General features: G+C 65.5%; 18 protein-coding genes and 3 pseudogenes. 13 read left to right on the top strand and 8 right to left on the bottom strand.

Annotated elements, in window-relative coordinates:
- Window positions 1-13: 13 nt before the first annotated feature.
- From DM995_RS14595 to DM995_RS14555, 9 genes and pseudogenes are all read left to right on the top strand, one after another.
- On the top strand, window positions 14-895 hold the full coding sequence (locus DM995_RS14595; protein ID WP_116969883.1) for an aldose 1-epimerase family protein: 882 nt from the start codon (window positions 14-16) through the stop codon (window positions 893-895).
- A 189-nt stretch (window positions 896-1,084) separates the two neighbouring features.
- Complete coding sequence (locus tag DM995_RS14590; protein WP_116969882.1) at window positions 1,085-2,650, top strand: peptide chain release factor 3; 1,566 nt, start codon at window positions 1,085-1,087, stop codon at window positions 2,648-2,650.
- 41 nt (window positions 2,651-2,691) lie between these two features.
- Entirely contained in the window at window positions 2,692-3,528 is an 837-nt protein-coding gene (locus DM995_RS14585) for a 3'(2'),5'-bisphosphate nucleotidase CysQ (protein ID WP_232824411.1), read from the top strand.
- A pseudogene (locus DM995_RS22680) lies at window positions 3,429-4,019 on the top strand (cold-shock protein); the annotation flags it as partial. The gene DM995_RS14585 and the pseudogene DM995_RS22680, both read left to right, overlap by 100 nt.
- 148 nt (window positions 4,020-4,167) lie before the next feature.
- Window positions 4,168-4,449, top strand: coding sequence for a type II toxin-antitoxin system RelE/ParE family toxin (locus DM995_RS14575; RefSeq protein WP_116969881.1), 282 nt, complete (start codon window positions 4,168-4,170; stop codon window positions 4,447-4,449).
- The gene (locus tag DM995_RS14570) at window positions 4,449-4,769 is read left to right on the top strand and encodes a HigA family addiction module antitoxin (protein WP_023838451.1); all 321 of its coding nucleotides are present in this window, start codon (window positions 4,449-4,451) and stop codon (window positions 4,767-4,769) included. The genes DM995_RS14575 and DM995_RS14570 overlap by 1 nt, the downstream gene beginning before the upstream one ends.
- Window positions 4,770-4,816: 47 nt before the next feature.
- Window positions 4,817-5,242 carry an energy transducer TonB gene (locus DM995_RS14565; RefSeq protein WP_157973224.1) on the top strand — a complete coding sequence of 142 codons (426 nt, stop codon included), beginning with the start codon at window positions 4,817-4,819 and terminating at the stop codon, window positions 5,240-5,242.
- A gap of 232 nt (window positions 5,243-5,474) precedes the next feature.
- Window positions 5,475-6,683, top strand: a complete 1,209-nt coding sequence (locus DM995_RS14560; RefSeq protein WP_116969879.1) for an acyl-CoA dehydrogenase family protein — start codon at window positions 5,475-5,477, stop codon at window positions 6,681-6,683.
- Window positions 6,680-7,435 carry an SDR family NAD(P)-dependent oxidoreductase gene (locus tag DM995_RS14555; protein ID WP_116969878.1) on the top strand — a complete coding sequence of 252 codons (756 nt, stop codon included), beginning with the start codon at window positions 6,680-6,682 and terminating at the stop codon, window positions 7,433-7,435. The genes DM995_RS14560 and DM995_RS14555 overlap by 4 nt, the downstream gene beginning before the upstream one ends.
- Window positions 7,436-7,442: 7 nt before the next feature.
- Here DM995_RS14555 and DM995_RS14550 read toward each other — a convergent pair whose 3' ends face one another.
- Window positions 7,443-7,823 (bottom strand): VOC family protein, encoded by a 381-nt coding sequence (locus DM995_RS14550; protein WP_023838448.1) that lies wholly within the window; start codon window positions 7,821-7,823, stop codon window positions 7,443-7,445.
- A gap of 120 nt (window positions 7,824-7,943) precedes the next feature.
- Here DM995_RS14550 and ung point away from each other — a divergent pair, with 120 nt between their 5' ends.
- Complete coding sequence (ung, locus tag DM995_RS14545) at window positions 7,944-8,675, top strand: uracil-DNA glycosylase (RefSeq protein ID WP_116969877.1); 732 nt, start codon at window positions 7,944-7,946, stop codon at window positions 8,673-8,675.
- A gap of 92 nt (window positions 8,676-8,767) precedes the next feature.
- Here the strand turns inward: ung and DM995_RS14540 are convergent, their stop codons facing one another.
- The 5 genes from DM995_RS14540 to DM995_RS21330 form a co-directional block, all read right to left on the bottom strand.
- A complete protein-coding gene (locus DM995_RS14540; RefSeq protein WP_116969876.1) occupies window positions 8,768-9,172 on the bottom strand; it encodes a DUF2177 family protein in 405 nt (134 codons plus the stop codon).
- Window positions 9,173-9,213: 41 nt separating this feature from the next.
- Complete coding sequence (locus DM995_RS14535) at window positions 9,214-9,786, bottom strand: hypothetical protein (protein WP_116969875.1); 573 nt, start codon at window positions 9,784-9,786, stop codon at window positions 9,214-9,216.
- 60 nt (window positions 9,787-9,846) lie between these two features.
- On the bottom strand, window positions 9,847-10,230 hold the full coding sequence (locus tag DM995_RS14530) for a VOC family protein (RefSeq protein ID WP_116969874.1): 384 nt from the start codon (window positions 10,228-10,230) through the stop codon (window positions 9,847-9,849).
- 169 nt (window positions 10,231-10,399) lie between these two features.
- Entirely contained in the window at window positions 10,400-11,992 is a 1,593-nt protein-coding gene (locus DM995_RS14525) for an isocitrate lyase (protein WP_116969873.1), read from the bottom strand.
- Window positions 11,993-12,147: 155 nt separating this feature from the next.
- Window positions 12,148-12,327: a hypothetical protein gene (locus tag DM995_RS21330; protein ID WP_157973222.1), complete on the bottom strand. Its 180-nt coding sequence runs from the start codon at window positions 12,325-12,327 to the stop codon at window positions 12,148-12,150.
- Between DM995_RS21330 and DM995_RS14520 the strand changes: the two genes are divergently transcribed.
- The 3 genes from DM995_RS14520 (at window position 12,326) to DM995_RS14510 (ending at window position 16,036) form a co-directional block, all read left to right on the top strand.
- Window positions 12,326-13,528 (top strand): glycosyltransferase family 87 protein, encoded by a 1,203-nt coding sequence (locus DM995_RS14520; RefSeq protein ID WP_157973221.1) that lies wholly within the window; start codon window positions 12,326-12,328, stop codon window positions 13,526-13,528. The genes DM995_RS21330 and DM995_RS14520 overlap by 2 nt on opposite strands.
- 113 nt (window positions 13,529-13,641) lie before the next feature.
- A complete protein-coding gene (locus DM995_RS14515; protein WP_116969871.1) occupies window positions 13,642-14,589 on the top strand; it encodes a MipA/OmpV family protein in 948 nt (315 codons plus the stop codon).
- Between the two features lie 43 nt (window positions 14,590-14,632).
- Window positions 14,633-16,036, top strand: coding sequence for a hypothetical protein (locus DM995_RS14510; RefSeq protein ID WP_116969870.1), 1,404 nt, complete (start codon window positions 14,633-14,635; stop codon window positions 16,034-16,036).
- A gap of 6 nt (window positions 16,037-16,042) precedes the next feature.
- On the opposite strand, the pseudogene DM995_RS14505 reads toward DM995_RS14510, so the two are convergent.
- A pseudogene (locus DM995_RS14505) lies at window positions 16,043-16,772 on the bottom strand (TIGR00266 family protein).
- 128 nt (window positions 16,773-16,900) lie between these two features.
- Window positions 16,901-17,149: pseudogene (locus DM995_RS21935) on the bottom strand (hypothetical protein); the annotation flags it as partial.

Below are 17,149 nucleotides of genomic sequence, written 5' to 3'. Positions count from 1 at the left end.
GGGGCGGAGCTGCGTGGCTGACCTCGTCGCGCTGCGCTCCGACGCGCTGACCGCCAGCATCGACCCGCTGGGGGCGGAGCTGTGGTCGCTCAGGGACGCCGAAGGCCGCGAGCTGATGACCGATGCGGACCCGGCCTTCTGGTCGGGCCACGCGCCGCTGCTCTTCCCGATCGTCGGCGCGCTGGCGGGGGATGCATACCGGCTGGGCGAGCGGAGTTTCGCGATGCCGCGGCACGGCTTTGCCCGGCGGTCGGAATTTGCGCTAGTGGAGGCGGATGCATCGAGCGCGCTGTTCCGGCTTGAGGCGAGCGAGGCCAGCCGCGCGGTCTATCCGTTCGACTTCCGGCTCGACATGGCCTTCGCGCTGACCGGCGCGACGCTTGCCATGACCGCGACCGTCAGCAATCGCGGCGACACCCCGATGCCGTTCAGCTTCGGTTATCACCCGGCCTTTGCCTGGCCGCTGCCCTATGGCGGCGCGGCGGAGGATCATCGGATCGTCTTCGAACGCGACGAGCCCGCGCCAATCCGGCGGCTTGACCCCGCGACCGGCCTCGTTGCCCCCGAACCGCAGCCCAGCCCGGTCGAAGGCAAAGTCTACGCACCGGCCTATGCCGATTTCGAGGCCGACGCGCTGATCTGGGACGAGCTTGCCAGCCGCTCGCTCACCTATGGTGTGCCTGGCCAGCCGAGGCTGCGCATCGATTTCCCCGACACGCCGATGCTCGGCATCTGGCAGAAGCCCGGCGCGCGCTTCCTGTGCATCGAACCCTGGGCCGGCATCGCCGACCCGGCGGTCTTCACCGGCGAATTCGCCGACAAGCCCGGTATCACGACGCTGGCACCGGGCGCACAGCAGCGTTTGCGGATGGATGTGACGCTGCTAGAGAGCTAGCCGATTCCATAGCATTTTAGCTGGTCCCCTGCGCAGGCAGGGGACCATCTCCGGACCGTCCCGTCAGACGCAACCCTCAGGAGATGGATGCCTGCCTTCGCAGGCAACCGGGAAACGAGACACTCAGCATCAACGCCATCACACGATGGCTCCCTGCCTTGGCAGGGACGCAAGAAGCAAAGCCCCGATATGACCGCCCTCAACCGCCGCACCTTCGCCATCATCTCGCACCCTGACGCGGGCAAGACCACGCTCACCGAAAAGCTGCTGCTCACCGGCGGCGCGATCCATCTGGCGGGCGAGGTCAAGGCGCGCGGCGCGGCGCGGCGGGCACGATCGGACTGGATGAAGATCGAGCAACAGCGCGGCATCTCGGTCACCTCCTCGGTGATGACCTTCGAGCGCCAGGGGATCACCTTCAACCTGCTCGACACGCCGGGGCACGAGGATTTCTCCGAGGACACCTATCGCACGCTGACCGCGGTCGATTCCGCGATCATGGTGATCGACGCCGCCAAGGGCATCGAGCCGCAGACGCGCAAGCTGTTCGAGGTGTGCCGGTTGCGCTCGGTGCCGATCATCACCTTCGTCAACAAGGTTGATCGCGAGGGCCGCGATCCGTTCGAGCTGCTCGACGAGGTTGCCGATGCGCTCGCGCTCGATGTCTGCCCGATGAGCTGGCCGGTCGGCATGGGCGGCCAGTTCGAGGGCATCTACGACTTCGCCCGCAATACGCTGATGCAGCCCAGCGGACCCAGCCGCGAATATGACGACACGGCGCTTGCTGTCGGCGGGATCGACGATCCGAAGCTCGCCGAGGTGCTGTCCATCCAGGCGCTCGAACGGCTGACCGAGGAGGCAGAGCTCGCCCAGGGCGGCTATGCCAGCTTCGATCTGGAGGCCTATCGCCATGGCGACCTCACCCCGGTCTATTTCGGCTCGGCGCTCAAGCGCTTCGGCATCGAGGAGCTGATCGACGCCATTGCCACCCACGCCCCGCCGCCGCGCAGCCAGCCGGCCGAACCCGAATCGGTCGACCCCACGCGCAAGGACGTGACCGGGTTCATCTTCAAGGTGCAGGCGAACATGGACCCGCAGCACCGCGACCGCATCGCCTTCATGCGGCTGGTCTCGGGCACGTTCAGGCGCGGCATGAAGCTGGTGCCCTCGGGCCATGGCAAGCCGATCGCGGTGCACTCGCCGATCCTGTTCTTTGCGCAGGACCGCGAGCTGGCCGACGAGGCGCTGCCCGGCGACATCATCGGCATCCCCAATCATGGCACGCTGCGCGTCGGCGATACGCTGTCCGAGAAGAACGACGTGCGCTTCACCGGCCTGCCCAATTTCGCGCCGGAAATCCTGCGCCGCGTCCAGCTCAAGGACCCGACCAAGACCAAGCAGCTGCGCAAGGCGCTGGACGACCTGTCCGAAGAGGGCGTGATCCAGGTCTTCTATCCCGAGATCGGCAGCCAGTGGATCGTCGGCGTGGTCGGCCAGCTGCAGCTCGAGGTGCTGATCAGCCGGCTGGAGGCCGAGTACAAGGTCGAGGCGGTGCTCGAAATGGCGCCCTTCGATACCGCGCGCTGGCTCAGCGGCCCGGCCGAGGCGCTCGAGGCGTTCAAGCGCATCTCGATCAACAACCTCGCCAGGGACCGCGACGGCAACCCGGTGTTCATGGCGCGCTCGGCCTGGGATGTCGGCTATCAGCAGGAAAAGAATCCCGAGCTGACTTTCAGCGCGACGCGCGAGCGCTAAAACACGGTTGCAGCGCCGCAGCGCTTCGCTAAGGCAGGTCCATGGCGTCGCGCACCAAGGTTTCTCCCGACACGATCAAGCATATCGTCGAAGAGGCGAGCACCATCGCCATGGCCGCCTTTGCGCGCGCCGGCGGCGATCTGCAGGTCTGGGACAAGGTGCCCGGCGAGCCGGTGAGCGAGACCGACCTTGCCGTCGACAATTTCCTGCGCGAGCGCCTGGGTGCGCTGGTCCCCGACGCGGGCTGGCTGTCCGAGGAGACCGCGGACGACACCGCGCGGCTCGATTGCGGGCGCATCTGGCTGGTCGATCCGATCGACGGCACGCGCGATTTCGTGCGCGGGCGCACCGGCTGGGCGATCTCGGTCGCGCTGGTCGAGGACGGCCATGTCGTGATGGGCGTGCTGGCAGCCCCGGCGCGCAACGAATACTGGATCGGCGCGCGCGGGCGCGGCGCGTTTCTCAACGGCAAGAGGCTGAAGGCGAGCCGCCGCACCGATTTCCCCGGATCGCGCGTTCCCACCGACAGCCTGCCCAAGGCGGATATCGACCTCACCGTCGTGGAAAAACCCAACAGCATCGCGCTGCGCATGGCGATGGTCGCCGACGACCGCGCCGACCTGCTCGCGACGCTGCGCTGGGGCTATGAATGGGATATCGGCGCGGCCGCGATCATCGCCGAGGAGGCAGGCGCGCGGGTCACCGATGCGCTGGGCGGCGAGCTGCGCTTCAACAAGCCGCGCGCCAATGCCTTCGGCGTGCTCTGCTGCGCGCCTTCGGCGGCGGCCCGCGCAGCGGAGGCGGTGGCGGCGGTGGTGGCCGCGGCGGCTTTGGCGGCATGCCCACCCAGGTGGTCGGCGAAGCCAAGGGCAAGGTGAAGTTCTTCAACGCCCAGAAAGGCTTCGGTTTCATTCAGCGTGAAGATGGCGGCGACGACGTGTTCGTGCACATCAGCGCGGTCGAGCGGGCAGGCCTTTCGAGCCTTGCCGAAGGCCAGGGCCTGGAATTCACGCTCGTCGATCGCGGCGGCAAGGTTTCGGCCAGCGACCTCAAGATCGATGGCGAGCTGATCCCCGTGACCGAAGGTGCGGGCGGCGGCGACCGCGGTGAGCGAGGCCCGCGCAGCGAGGCTCCGCGCCGCGAGCTGACCGGCGAACGTGCCACCGGAACGGTCAAGTTCTTCAACTCGATGAAGGGCTTCGGCTTCATCACCCGCGACGATGGCCAGCCCGACGCGTTCGTGCACATCAGCGCGGTCGAGCGTGCCGGCATGGCAGGCCTCAACCAGGGCGACCGTCTGGAGTTCGACCTCGAAGTCGACCGCCGCGGCAAGCACTCGGCCGTCAACCTGGTCCCGCATAACGGCTGACCCGATTTTCCGGGCCTCAACGGTCCGGATGAGAGACATGAAACCCCGCCTGCGCCTGATGGCGCGGCGGGGTTTTTTGTGCGCCTTGCCGTCCGGTCGATGCCAAGTCTGACTTTACATCCATGTAAAGTTAGACTATACATATGCGATGGAAATCGAGAGCGTCCGGCACAAGCAGCTGCGCAGGTTTCTTGAAACCGGAAACGCCAGGGGCGTGATCGAGCCCGAACGTCTGGCGGACATGGTCGCGTTCATCGATGCTGCCGAAACGTTCGATGAACTGGCCATTCCGCCCAATTTCGGCTTCCACGCCCTGAAAGGTGACCGAAAGGGGGATTTTGCGATGACGGTCACCCGCAACTGGCGACTGACATTCAAAAGGATCGACGACACGACAATCGGCAATCTGGATCTTGAGGATTATCACTGATGGCGATCAAGCTGCACAACCGTTTCGCGCTTCACCCTGGCCCTTGGCTGCGGCGCAACTTCATCGAGCCTTACGGCCTCACCCAGAGCGATGCCGCAGCGCGACTGGATGTCACAAGGGTGGCGCTCAGCAATCTGCTCAACGGCAAGTCTGCGCTTTCGCCCGAAATGGCGATCCGCTTCGAAATGGCGTTTGGCGTAGCGGCAAAAACGCTGCTGCGGATGCAGTCGGCGCACGACCTTGCTCGGGCGCAATCCGCCGCGAAGGTCATCAAGGTGAGCCGGATCGAGCCACCAAGGCCGGGGGTAATGGCGGCTTGAATCCGACGAAGGCGGCAAGCTGGACTTTAATCCCTCGGAGGATGCCAATGACATTGAGATTCTCGTTGCACAGGCTTGCTAGCATATTGAGTGTCTCCTTGGTCGGCGTTGCGATGGCGGGGCCAGCCATTGCAAGTCAGGAAAGACAAGGCGGCGTCGCGCCGACAGGAAAAACGCGGGCGGCAGCAATCCAAGCTGCCAGGCCACGGAATGACGCCTCTACATGGATTACACTGCAGGATTATCCCACGGATACCCGCCACGAGGGCGTCACCCGTTACCGCTTGTTGATCGCTACCACAGGCCGGGTCGCCCAGTGCGAAATCACCGAATCCTCCGGCTCGCGATGGCTGGATGAGGCGACATGCCGAAATCTGGTTCGGCGCGCGCGCTTCCATCCCGCGACCAATAGCCAAGGCAAAGCCATCGAGGGCCGCTATGAAGGCATGATGCGCTGGTACATTCCGGATTAGGGAAGCGAACGGCAAGATGTATTCCCCTTACCCGGTCTCCCGCGAAGGCGGGAGCCCATCTCCGGACGGTGCCTCTGGAACAACCGACAGGAGATGGGCCCCTGCCTTCGCAGGGGAACGGTTGGGGACGGCACGATGGGGCATCGCCCCCCGCACTTTAATCAGTTGATTAAGCTGCCAGCTTGTTTACCCGGCTTGGGCGAATCCATGAACGTCCCGGGGAGCCTTTTCCATGTCCCATCTGTCCGCCGCCGAAGTCGATGCGATTGCCGCGAAGGTCGAGCGTTTCGTCCGCGATGTCGTCGCCCCCTATGAGCGCGATCCGCGCTGCGGCGCGCATGGGCCGTCGGAAGAGCTGGTGCTGGAGCTGCGTGCGCTCGCCCGGAAGGCCGGGGTGATGACGCCGCATATCCTGCCCGATGGCCGCCACCTGACCCAGGCGCAGACCGCGATCGTGCTGCAGAAATCGGGCCTGTCGCCGCTCGGCCCCGTCGCCTGCAACACCGCCGCGCCCGACGAGGGCAACATGTACCTGCTCGGCAAGGTCGGCAGCCCCGAACAGAAAGCGCGGTTCCTGAACCAGCTCGTTTCCGGCGATTCGCGATCGGCCTTTTTCATGACCGAACCGGCCGAGGAAGGCGGTGCGGGCTCCGACCCGTCGATGATGAAGACGACGGCGAAGCTCGACGGCAATCATTGGGTGATCAACGGGCGCAAGGCGTTCATCACCGGCGCGGAAGGCGCGAAGGTCGGCATCGTCATGGCCAGGTCGGACGACGGCGCGTGCATGTTCCTGGTCGATCTGCCCGACCCTGCGATCCGCATCGAGCGCGTGCTCGATACCATCGACAGTTCGATGCCCGGCGGCCACGCCGTCATCAGCATCGAGAACCTGCGCGTGCCCGCCGACCAGATGCTGGGCGAGAGCGGCGAGGGCTTCAAATATGCGCAGGTCCGCCTCTCGCCTGCCCGCCTGTCGCACTGCATGCGCTGGTTCGGCGCGGCGACCCGCGCGCACGAGATCGCGAGCGACTATGCCTGCCGCCGCCATGCCTTCGGCAAGCCGCTGGTCGATCACGAGGGCGTCGGCTTCATGCTCGCCGAGAACCTGATCGACCTCAAACAGGCCGAGCTGATGATCGCCTGGTGCGCGGGCGTGCTCGATACCGGCGCGCTCGGCACCGTGGAGAGCTCGATGACCAAGGTCGCGGTGTCCGAGGCGCTGATGCGCGTCGCCGATCGCTGCGTGCAGGTGATGGGCGGCACCGGGGTCAGCGGCGACACGATCGTCGAACAGGTGTTCCGCGAAATCCGCGCCTTCCGTATCTATGACGGTCCGACCGAGGTGCACAAATGGTCGCTCGCCAAGAAGATCAAGCGCGACCACAGGCACGCCCAGGAACAGGCCCAGGAAAAGATAGCGCAGGGAGCCGCCGCATGACGCTTACCGCAGACCTGACCGGCCAGCGCATCCTCGTCACCGGCGCGTCGAGCGAGGGCTTTGGCGCGCATTTCGCCCGGCTGCTGGCGAAGAGCGGCGCGCATGTCATCGTCACCGCGCGCCGCCTGCCCGCGCTCGAGGCTCTGGTCGAGGAGATAACGAGCGCCGGCGGCAGCGCTGAGGCGATCCGCATGGATGTCGCCGATGTCGCCTCGGTGCGCGAAGGCATGGCCGCCGCAGGGGCCATCGATACCTGCATCAACAATGCCGGCGTCGCGGTCACCAAGCGCGCGCTCGACCAGACCGAGGACGATTTCGACTTCGTGATGGGAATCAACCTCAAGGGCGCGTGGAATGTCGCAACCGAGGCGGCGCGCGGCATGCGCGAGCGCGGCGGCGGCAACATCATCAACACCGCGTCGATCACCGGCTTCCAGACCGCGGCGGGCACCGGCCCCTATGCGGTGTCCAAGGCGGGCGTGCTGCACATGACACGGCAGCTGGCGATGGAGCTGGCGCGCTTCAACATCCGCGTCAACGCGCTCGCGCCCGGCTATTTCCTCACCGATATCAACCGCGACCAGCTTTCGGGCGAGGCGGGCGAACCGTTGCGCAAGCGCATCGCGATGCGCCGCTATGGCGAGCTGCCCGATCTCGATGGGCCGTTGCTGCTGCTCGCCTCAGACGCCAGCCGTTTCATGACCGGCAGCATCCTGACGGTCGATGGCGGGCATCTGGTGCACTCGCTCTGAACGCGGCTCAGCCGCCCTGGACGACGCTCAGCAGATTGCCGTCCGGGTCCTGGAACCAGGCAACCCTCGCCACCCCGTCGGGCGCGGTCCAGATGCCCAGCGCATCCTGGCCGAAGCCCTCGTAGATCTTTGGCGCGATGCCGCGGCTGACCAGATGTTCCATGGTCTGCTCGATATCCTCGACCGACCAGCCGAGCGCCGGGTGCGGGCTCGCCGCGAAGCCTTCGAGCTCGGTGATCCGCAGCACCGCGCCGCCCAGATCGAACACCGCCGCAAAGCCATCGTCGGCAACGAACTGGAGCTTGAGCACGTCGCGATAGAAGCTTTCGGCCGCGCGGCGGTTCGCGGTGTTGATGAAGGTGACCGGCTTGCCGTGGGTGAGCGGCATCGAGAAAGCTCCCGCTTCTGCGCCGCGAGTCGCGACGACGCGCTACTTTACCACCAAATCGGACAAAGGCGAAAATCCGATCGCTTGACGCTGCGCCCGGCGCTGCGGCAAGGCAGGACGATGAGCGACACCGAAACCAGCCAAGCCGCCGTCCGGCTCGATCCGCAATGGCGCGAGGCGCTCGCCGCGGAATTTGCCGCGCCCTACATGGCCGATCTCAAGCGCTTCCTGCTCGAGCGCAAGGCGGCGGGCGCGCGCATCTTCCCGCCGGGCAGCCACTGGTTCCGCGCGCTCGACCTTACCCCGCCCGACAAGGTGCGCGTGGTCATCCTGGGTCAGGACCCGTATCACGGCCCAGGTCAGGCGCACGGGCTGTGCTTCAGCGTGCGCCCCGGCGTGCCGGTGCCGCCGTCGCTGGCGAACATCTACAAGGAATTGCAGCGCGATCTGGGCATCGCGCCGCCGCGCCACGGGTTTCTCGAGCATTGGGCGAGCCAGGGCGTGCTGCTGCTCAATGCGGTGCTGACGGTCGAGATGGGCGAGGCCGGGTCGCACCAGGGCCAGGGCTGGGAGCGCTTTACCGATGCGGTGATCGCGCGGGTCAATGCGCTGGAGCACCCGGTGGTGTTCCTGCTCTGGGGGAGCCATGCGCAGAAAAAGGCAGCGGGGGTCGACAGCATCGATCGCGGCGGGCGGCATCTGGTGCTCAAGGCGCCGCACCCCTCACCGCTCTCGGCGCATCGCGGCTTTCTGGGCTGCGGGCATTTCAGCCAAGCCAATGCGTTTCTGGAAGGCCAGGGGCTGGCGCCGATCGACTGGCGGTTGCCGCCGGAGCCGGCGCAGCCTGCCTGACCGTATCTCGTTAGCCCCGCGAAGGCGGGGCTCCCGCTTCCTCTCTTGCGACTATCGCAAAAGCGGGATTGCCGCGCTCCCTGGAACGACGGTTATTTGAAGACCGCCTTTGTCACCGCAAAGCCGACCAGCGCCGACGATCCGGTGAGGAACGTGCCCCAGATAATGTCGAGCACGGTGATCTTCGTATGCCAGGTGGCGAGTGTCGCCTGGTTGGTGAGATCATAGGTCATGTAACAGAAGAAGCCGAGCAGCGCGCCCTTGACCAGCGCGGTCTGCCAGCGGCCATCGGCGAGCGCGGGCACGACCGCAAAGATCTGGATGCCGGCGATGTAGAGCACATAGAATATCACCGCAGGCGCCAGCCGGAACGAGGGCGCGAGCAGATCACCCAGCAGCGGCTGATAGAGCCGCGGGGCCATTTTCTTCAGCCAGACGCTGTCGATCAGCGCAAAGGCGAGCCCGGTGAACAGATAGGCGGCGGCATAGCGGAGCATGAGCAGGGCTTTCGGGCAGATGGATTGGCCGGACGATGCGATCAGTCGCCAACGCGCGTCAAGCGGGTGCGGTTGCGGGTGAGCCATTCGCTCTTGTCGTCGTCGAGGAAATCGACCTGCTTCAGCGTCTCGACCTTGTCGCCATCACGCACTGTGGTGAGGCGGAGCATGGCCGGACGGTTGTCGTCTGTGCCTTTCGTCTCCTCGACCATCGTCCAGTGCATGGCATCGCGCGAGGCCGGATCGATCCGTACCGCATAGGTCATCACCTCGACGCTGCGCCCCTTGCGGAACGTGGCGACCGCGACCGTGGCCGCCTTCTCGTCGAACAGCTCACCCGTCGTGATGCGGACATTGCCGACCTTGGGGCCATCGTCGAAATCGGAGATGCGAAGCATCGTCGCGCCATCGCCCTGATCGATGATGCGCGTCTTGACCGGGATGCCGAACCAGCGATTGGCCGAATAATCGAGATAGCCCAGCTCGCCTTCCCACGACCCTGCGAGGCTGGCGCGGGCGGCGGCGGCATCGGGGGCGGAAGAGGACGCTGGCTGGGCCCTTGCCGCAGAAACGGGAACAAGGCTGAGCGCCAGCAAGGCATATCGGAACATCATGGCCCCCTGTGGTGTGATACTGGGCCAGCTACGCGACCATCGCCCGCGCGGATGCGCCGCTCAGTCCATCGGCTTGGGTTGCCACAATTCGATCTTGCGGCCTTCGGGGTCCATGATGTGCGCGAACAGGCCGTTGGCCTCGGCGGGGAAGGTCTTGACCGGCTCCACGCCTTCGGCCGCGCAGCGCGCCAGCACCGCTTCGAGATCGTCGACCATCAGGTTGAACATGAACTCCTTGGTCGATGGCGCGAAATATTCGCTGCTCTCGGCAAAGGGCGAAAACACCGTGCCTGCGCCGGGGTGATTCGCGGCGTCCTGGGGCAGGAAGACGAGCCCGCCCCATTCGTCGAAGCTGAGACCCAGCACGCGCGCATACCAGGCGCGCAATCCCTCGGGGTCGGGTGTTTTGAAGAACAGTCCGCCCAGGCCGATGATCTTGCCCATATGCCCCTCCGTCGCGCGAGTCGCCGCAGAGATTATCATGAAGTAAAGCGGGCGACCAAAAGGAAACCCGCCGATGTTGCCACCGGCGGGGGAACCTTTTTCCTCCCCAGGAAAACTTTATCGGCCAAACATTCTTATAACGCAGTACCGATCACCATGAACCGTTCGCTCAAGAGAACTGGTTCATCGTGTTGTTGACGCCGCCTGCCTTCAGCGCCGCCTCGCCAGCGAAATATTCCTTGTGAGCATCGCCGATGTCGCTGCCAGACATGTTCTGGTGCTTCACGCATGCGATTCCCTGACGGATCTCCTGCCGCTGGACGCCGAGTACATAACCCAGCATGCCCGCTTCTCCAAAATATTCCTTCGCGAGGTTGTCGGTCGACAGCGCGGCGGTGTGATAGGTGGGCAGCGTGATCAGATGGTGGAAGATGCCCGCGCGGCGCGCGCCATCGGCCTGGAAGGTGCGGATGCGCTTGTCGGCGGCAATGCCGAGCTCTGTGTCGTCGTACTTGGCGTCCATCAGCTGAGCGCGGTCATATTCGGACACGTCCAGACCTTCGGCGACCATCGCGTCATAGACCTGCTGGCGGAAGTTGAGCGTCCAGTTGAACGAAGGCGAGTTGTTGTAGACCAGCTTGGCGTTGGGAACGACATCGCGAATGCGGTCCATCATGCTCGCGATCTGCTCGACATGCGGCTTCTCGGTCTCGATCCACAGCAGGTCCGCGCCGTTCTGCAGCGAGGTGATGCTGTCGAGCACGCAACGATCGGCGCCGGTGCCTTCGCGGAACTGGAACAGGTTGCTGGGCAGGCGCTTCGGACGCAGCAGGCGGCCGTTGCGGTTGAGGATGACATCGCCGTTGCGCGCAGTGGCGGGGTCGATCTCCTCGCAATCGAGGAAGCTGTTATACTGGTCGCCGATATCGCCCGGCTCGTGGCTGACCGCGATCTGCTTGGTGAGGCCCGCGCCCAGCGAGTCGGTGCGGGTGACGATGATCCCGTCCTCGACGCCGAGTTCCAGGAACGCGTAACGGCAGGCGCGGATCTTGGCGAGAAAGTCCTCGTGCGGCACGGTCACCTTGCCGTCCTGGTGGCCGCACTGCTTTTCGTCGGACACCTGGTTCTCGATCTGCAGCGCACAGGCACCGGCCTCGATCATCTTCTTGGCGAGCAGATAGGTGGCTTCCGCATTGCCGAACCCGGCATCGATATCGGCGATGATCGGAACGACATGCGTCTGGAAGTTCTCGACCTGATCGAGCAGTTCCTTCTCCTTCGCGCTATCGCCGGCGGCGCGCGCCTTGTCGATGCCGCTAAACAGCAGGTCGAGCTCGCGCGCGTCGGCCTGGCGCAGGAAGGTGTACAGCTCCTCGATCAGCGCGGGAACGCTGGTCTTCTCGTGCATCGACTGGTCGGGCAGCGGACCGAATTCGCTGCGCAGCGCGGCGACCATCCAGCCCGAAAGGTACAGATACTTGCGCTTGGTGGTGCCGAAATGCTTCTTGATCGCGATCATCTTCTGCTGCGCGATGAAACCGTGCCAGCAGCCGAGCGACTGGGTGTACTGCGACGGATCGGCATCATAGGCGGCCATGTCCTCGCGCATGATCTTGGCGGTATAGCGCGCGATGTCGAGTCCGGTCCTGAACCGGTTCTGCAGCTGCATGCGCGCGACGGATTCCGGATTGATGCCGGTCCAGCGCCCCTCCTTGCTGGCAACGAGTTGTTCGTTGGCGCGGATCTGGTCGGTATAGGACATGGATAGCTTCCTCATTGCGAATCGTGGCGTGTCACATATTGACATCCCATGGCTGCAATTTACGCGATACACGGCCTATCTGGGCATTTTTTGCGCGGATATCTTGTGTTTTCGTCGCAGATGCGAACATGACGTAAGTCAACTTGTAATGTTCTTTACATCGGCGCGTTAACCATATCGAAGGCGCCGCCGGTTAAGCCTCCGGACGCGACACGGCCACGCACCGTGTGTTGCAGGCCATGAACAGGTGCAATGTCGAGCGCGGCTTCTCCCCCTTCCGTCACGGTACCACTTTCCGCCGGGCTGTTCACGCGCAGGCCGCTGGCGATGGCCATGATCGGCATCCTCGTGTTGCTCGGCATCGTGTCGGCGCTGCAGTTCCAGGCGCCTGCCAGCCTGGGCATGGCCAAGAAGCTGACCGATTATGATGCGTTCCATATTGCCGGCACGCTCGCGCTCGAAGGGCGACCCGCCGATGCCTATCGTATGCGCACCATGCTCGCCGCGCAGCGGGAACATGCCGGAACGCAATCGTTCATGCCCTGGACCTATCCTCCGCCATTCGGACTGGTGACCGCCGCCCTGGCCACGCTGCCGATCGGCCTGGGTTTCCTGCTGTTCATGCTAGCGAGCCTCGGACTGTATCTGCATGTGTTGCGACGGATTGCCGGCCCCTATCTGCCTGGGGTGCTGATCGTCATCGCGCCGACGCTGGTGCTGCTGATGCGCACCGGTCAGAACGGCTTCCTGACCGGAGGGCTGATAGGCCTGTTCCTGCTGGCTTTCCTGAAGCGCAAGCCGATGGCCGGCTTGCCGCTGGGTCTGATGCTCATCAAGCCGCATATCGCGGTGGGCGTTGCGCTGGTGACCCTGATGGAGCGGCGCTGGCAGACCGTCATCGTCGCCGCAGCGACCGTGCTGGCGCTGCTGCTGCTGTCCACCTGGATGCTCGGCCTGTCCGTCTGGCAAGGCTTTGCCGACGGCGTCGCCGAAGCCACGGTGTTCTTGCGGCTGGGCCTGTATCCGCTGTTCCGCATGACCTCGATCTATGCCTTTGCCTATCGCATGGGAGCGGGACCGGACTGGGCGCTGGCCCTTCACGGCATCGTCGCGCTCGCCGCGCTGGCGGCGTTCGTCCGCCTCTGGATACTCGGCACCGCACCCAACCGCCTGGCCGCCGCCATCTGCTGCGCATCGCTCTTCATCAGCCCCTATAATTACGATTACGATCTCACCCTGTTCGGGCTTGCCGTCGCCTTCGTGCTGCCCGAGATCCTGCAGCGCACCACGCCGCCGGAGCAGGCCGGACTGGTGGCGCTGTGCTGGATCGCCACCGGCTATGGACTTGCGCTCGCGATCATATGGCCGGACTCGGTGCAGTCCTCGATCAGCGGCCTGCAGGCGAGCAACCGGATCTGGTCGCTGATGGCGCCGCTGCTCATCATCACCATCGCGCTGGGTGCGCGCATATTAGCGCGCGCGCCGCTTGCCGCGCGCGAGGCTGGCCCGCAGCCGCAAGCCATCCGCGCGGCCTGACCATTCGACGGGCTTCTTGATCTGCTGCACCGCAGCATTATATCGGTCCGCGCGGTGTCCCCCCAACACGCTCTTGCCTCGGGCAGAGCCCCAGCCTGCATGGAACGTCCCCGATGATCGCCAGAACCCTTGCGAGCCTTGCCCTGTTTGCCAGCGCCAGCACCCCTGCGCTTGCCCAGGCCGTAGTCGATCAGCCGCCCGCGCCCGAAAGCACCAAGGCCGATGACAGCGCTCCCGCCAAGCCCGGTCCGACGCCCGAGCAGCTTCGCCTGCTCGCCACCGCGGCGGCGATGTCGCAATCGGTGTTCGCCAAGGATTTCTACATGACCGTGGGCCTGGGGGCCGGCATGGTGCCCAGCTATGAAGGCTCGAACCAATATGTCTTCTTCCCCGCGCCGATCATCCAGGGAAGCTACAAGGGCTATAACTTTGCTGCGCGCGGTCCGGGCCTGTTCGTCGATCTGGTCAAGGACCCGGTGCTGCCCAAGGTCGAATATATCGCAGGGCCGATGTTCCGCGTCCGGCTGGAACGCAACAACCGCATCCGCGATGCGGTGGTCCAGCGGCTCGGCGACAAGCCGATAGCGCTCGAGCTCGGCGCATCGGGCGGCGTCAAGATCAACCGCATCTTCAACCGCTTCGACAGCGTGACCTTCTCCGCCGATGCGCTGTTCGATGTCACCGGCGTGCATTCGGGCGCGCTGATCACCCCGCAGGTCAGCTATAACCGGCTGCTCGGCACGCAGGGCGTGGTCAACATCTCCGCCTCGGCCGATTTCGTCGATGGCGATTATGCCGATACCTATTTCAGCGTCGATGCCGCGGGCAGCGCCGCATCGGGCCTGCCGCGCTTCCGCGCCGATGGCGGATTGAAGTCGATCGGCACCACCGCGCTGGTCGGGCTCGACCTGTCGGGCAATGCGCTCGATGGCGGCTGGGGCGTGTTCGCGCTGGGCAGCTATTCGCGGCTGCAGGGCGATTTCGCCGACAGCCCGATCGTGGCGATCCGCGGCGATGCCGACCAGTTCTTCGGCGGCGTCGGCGTGACCTACACGTTCTGATCAGCCAAACTGCAGGCCGACCACGCTGACCGGGAGGAACTGTATGCGCCGGGCATTACAACGCGCGCTCACCGGGGTTGCAGCGCTCACCCTGGCCAGCACGTCCGGCTCTGCCCTGCCTGGCCCGGCCGGACCGGCCTCGTCCGCCGCAGCGCGGGCGGCGCCGATCAGCCTGCACATCACCCGGGCCTCGGGCGACAGCATCCAGGCCGAATACCGGCTGGCCCGGCCGACCCAAGCGCTGCATTTCGCGCCCCAGCTCGATGGCTATCGCGCTCGGGACTGGAAGAGCCTGGCCGGAGAATTCCGCTGGGTGCGCGAGGGCGATGGCGAGCGAATCGAGCGCACGGACGGCAAACCGTTCGCACGGCTGACCCTCGACATCCCGGTGCGCTACAGCGCGCTCGAAAAGTCCTATGCACCGTTCTCTCCGTTCAGCGACGGCGGTGTGCTGGTCTATTCGGGGCACTTTCAGGCCTGCCCTGCGCTACCCTGCAAGGGGACCGAGCCACTCGCGGTGACCATCGCGGCGGAAGGCGAGACAATCGGCGTCGGTGGCAGACGCAGCGAGAATACCGCCGCCTTTGTCAGCCGCGAGGAAGGGACCAACGTCTATATCGGCAGCGCCGTTCCGGTCGCCACCTCGGGCTTTGTCGCCATCGTCGATCCGGCGCTGCAACCCGTGCTGCGCGATCATCTGCTGGCATCGCTGCCGCAATCGATGCGCGATTTCGCCACCATCTACGGTCCATTATCGATCGCGCCCGAGCTTTATGTCTCGCTCGATCCCAAGCCGCCATCGGGCACCAGCCTTTCCAGCCAGGGCGGGACGCTGCCCGGCCAGGTGTTCATCCACCTCTATGGCGACGGCTGGCGCAAGCCGCTCCGGTTGGGCGACGTGGTCTGGCTCGACTGGTTCTTCGCGCACGAAGCCGCGCATTTCTTCCAGCGCGCAGGGACAAACGACGTCATCGGTCCCGACTCGCAGGCGTGGATCCACGAAGGCGGTGCCGACGCGATGGCGGCGCTGGTCATGCGCGCCCGCGGAGAGACCGAACGCGGCTATGTCGCCCGGCGTATCGCCGATGCGCGCAATCTCTGTGCTGCGGGGCTCGCCGAGGTTGCGCTGAACGCCGCGTCGCGCGCGGGCAAATTCGATCTGCATTACCAGTGCGGCATGCTGATCGCGCTGGCGATCGATGCCGATATCCGGCGCGGATCGGGCGGTGCCAGGGGGTTGCACGACGTCAACCGCCGCTTCTTTGCCACCGTGCGTTCAGGCACGCCCTGGAACAGCCGCAGCTTTCTCGACGCCGCGCGCCGAACCGGTCTCAGCACGCCGACGCTGGCCACGATCACCGCGATCACGGGCCAGAAGCTGGACGACCCCGCCCGGAAGATCGACAGGATGCTGCAGCAGGCGGGGATGGATCCAGCTGCGCCGTGACGCAGCTCAGTTGCCGCTGATCAGATCACCGAAGCTGCCGAGCGCGGAGCCTTCGCCCCGGTTCTGACCCCACATGGCCCGGCCCGCGCAGCCGCGCGAAGAACAGGCCCTCGCCGCCGAACAGCGAGGTCTTGATTCCGCCCGCCGAGACCAGATCGAAATCGACATTGCCGGTGAATGCCGCGATGCAGCCGGTGTCGACATGCAGTTCCTCGCCGGCGCGCAGTTCGCGCTCGACGATCGTGCCGCCCATCTGCGCGAACACCATGCCGTCGCCCTCGAGCTTCTGCATGATGAAGCCCTCGCCGCCGAACAGGCCGGTGAGGATGCGCTTCTGGAAATGGATGCCGATCGACACGCCCTTCGCGGCGGCGAGAAAGCTGTCCTTCTGGCAGATCAGCCGGCCGCCATAGCGCGTGAGGTCAATGGGCAGGATCGATCCCGGCACCGGCGCGCCGAAGGCGACGCGCGCCTTGCCCGATCCGGTATGCGTGAACACCGTGGTGAACAGGCTCTCGCCGGTAACCAGCCGCTTGCCTGCGCCGAGCAGCTTGCCCATGAAGCCGCCGCCCTGATCGTCGCTGCCATCGCCGAACACGGTGGTCATCTCGATCGAGGGGTCCTTCCAGACCATCGATCCGGCCTCCGCCACCGCGCTCTCGCCGGGGTCGAGCTCGATCTCGACGAATTGCAATTCCTGGCCCTTGATCTCGTAATCTATCTCATGCGCGGGCATGTCCGTCTCCTGTTGATGCTCGATGGCCGCAAATCTAGCCGCCGCCTGTGACAGCAGCAATGCAACTGGTCATAGACCGGACGAATGTTCTGGGTCGATCGCGCGCGCCATGGTGCCATGAGATGGGATCAGCTCGAGAAATAGACATACCAGGCGATGAGTAGAACCACGCGCGGCGCAAAGGACGATCCGGTCAGCGCGGCGAGCGCCATTGCGGTCGCCGAAGCCCCCACGCCGGTTTCCAGCGCGAGCAGCAGCGGCTCGCCCGATCCGCGCACGATGGCGGCGGGCAAAGCGAGCAGCAGCGACCATGCCAACCCCGTCACGACGAACGCCGCCCGGCGCAGCATCGGCGGGGGCGCCCGCCTTGCCGGGGG

This window comes from Blastomonas sp. UPD001, assembly GCF_003426715.1.
In the GTDB taxonomy this organism is placed as follows: domain Bacteria; phylum Pseudomonadota; class Alphaproteobacteria; order Sphingomonadales; family Sphingomonadaceae; genus Blastomonas.
The sequence above is the reverse complement of the archived record's forward strand: the minus strand, read 5'-3'. Positions and strand labels throughout refer to the sequence as shown.

Coding starts and splice junctions, on each gene's coding strand:
- DM995_RS14590 (WP_116969882.1), top strand. CDS start 1,085: ATGACCGCCCTCAACCGCCGCACCTTCGCCATCATCTCGCACCCTGAC.
- DM995_RS14585 (WP_232824411.1), top strand. CDS start 2,692: ATGGCGTCGCGCACCAAGGTTTCTCCCGACACGATCAAGCATATCGTC.
- DM995_RS14575 (WP_116969881.1), top strand. CDS start 4,168: ATGGAAATCGAGAGCGTCCGGCACAAGCAGCTGCGCAGGTTTCTTGAA.
- DM995_RS14570 (WP_023838451.1), top strand. CDS start 4,449: ATGGCGATCAAGCTGCACAACCGTTTCGCGCTTCACCCTGGCCCTTGG.
- DM995_RS14565 (WP_157973224.1), top strand. CDS start 4,817: ATGACATTGAGATTCTCGTTGCACAGGCTTGCTAGCATATTGAGTGTC.
- DM995_RS14560 (WP_116969879.1), top strand. CDS start 5,475: ATGTCCCATCTGTCCGCCGCCGAAGTCGATGCGATTGCCGCGAAGGTC.
- DM995_RS14555 (WP_116969878.1), top strand. CDS start 6,680: ATGACGCTTACCGCAGACCTGACCGGCCAGCGCATCCTCGTCACCGGC.
- DM995_RS14550 (WP_023838448.1), bottom strand. CDS start 7,823: ATGCCGCTCACCCACGGCAAGCCGGTCACCTTCATCAACACCGCGAAC.
- ung (WP_116969877.1), top strand. CDS start 7,944: ATGAGCGACACCGAAACCAGCCAAGCCGCCGTCCGGCTCGATCCGCAA.
- DM995_RS14540 (WP_116969876.1), bottom strand. CDS start 9,172: ATGCTCCGCTATGCCGCCGCCTATCTGTTCACCGGGCTCGCCTTTGCG.
- DM995_RS14535 (WP_116969875.1), bottom strand. CDS start 9,786: ATGATGTTCCGATATGCCTTGCTGGCGCTCAGCCTTGTTCCCGTTTCT.
- DM995_RS14530 (WP_116969874.1), bottom strand. CDS start 10,230: ATGGGCAAGATCATCGGCCTGGGCGGACTGTTCTTCAAAACACCCGAC.
- DM995_RS14525 (WP_116969873.1), bottom strand. CDS start 11,992: ATGTCCTATACCGACCAGATCCGCGCCAACGAACAACTCGTTGCCAGC.
- DM995_RS14520 (WP_157973221.1), top strand. CDS start 12,326: ATGATCGGCATCCTCGTGTTGCTCGGCATCGTGTCGGCGCTGCAGTTC.
- DM995_RS21330 (WP_157973222.1), bottom strand. CDS start 12,327: ATGGCCATCGCCAGCGGCCTGCGCGTGAACAGCCCGGCGGAAAGTGGT.
- DM995_RS14515 (WP_116969871.1), top strand. CDS start 13,642: ATGATCGCCAGAACCCTTGCGAGCCTTGCCCTGTTTGCCAGCGCCAGC.
- DM995_RS14510 (WP_116969870.1), top strand. CDS start 14,633: ATGCGCCGGGCATTACAACGCGCGCTCACCGGGGTTGCAGCGCTCACC.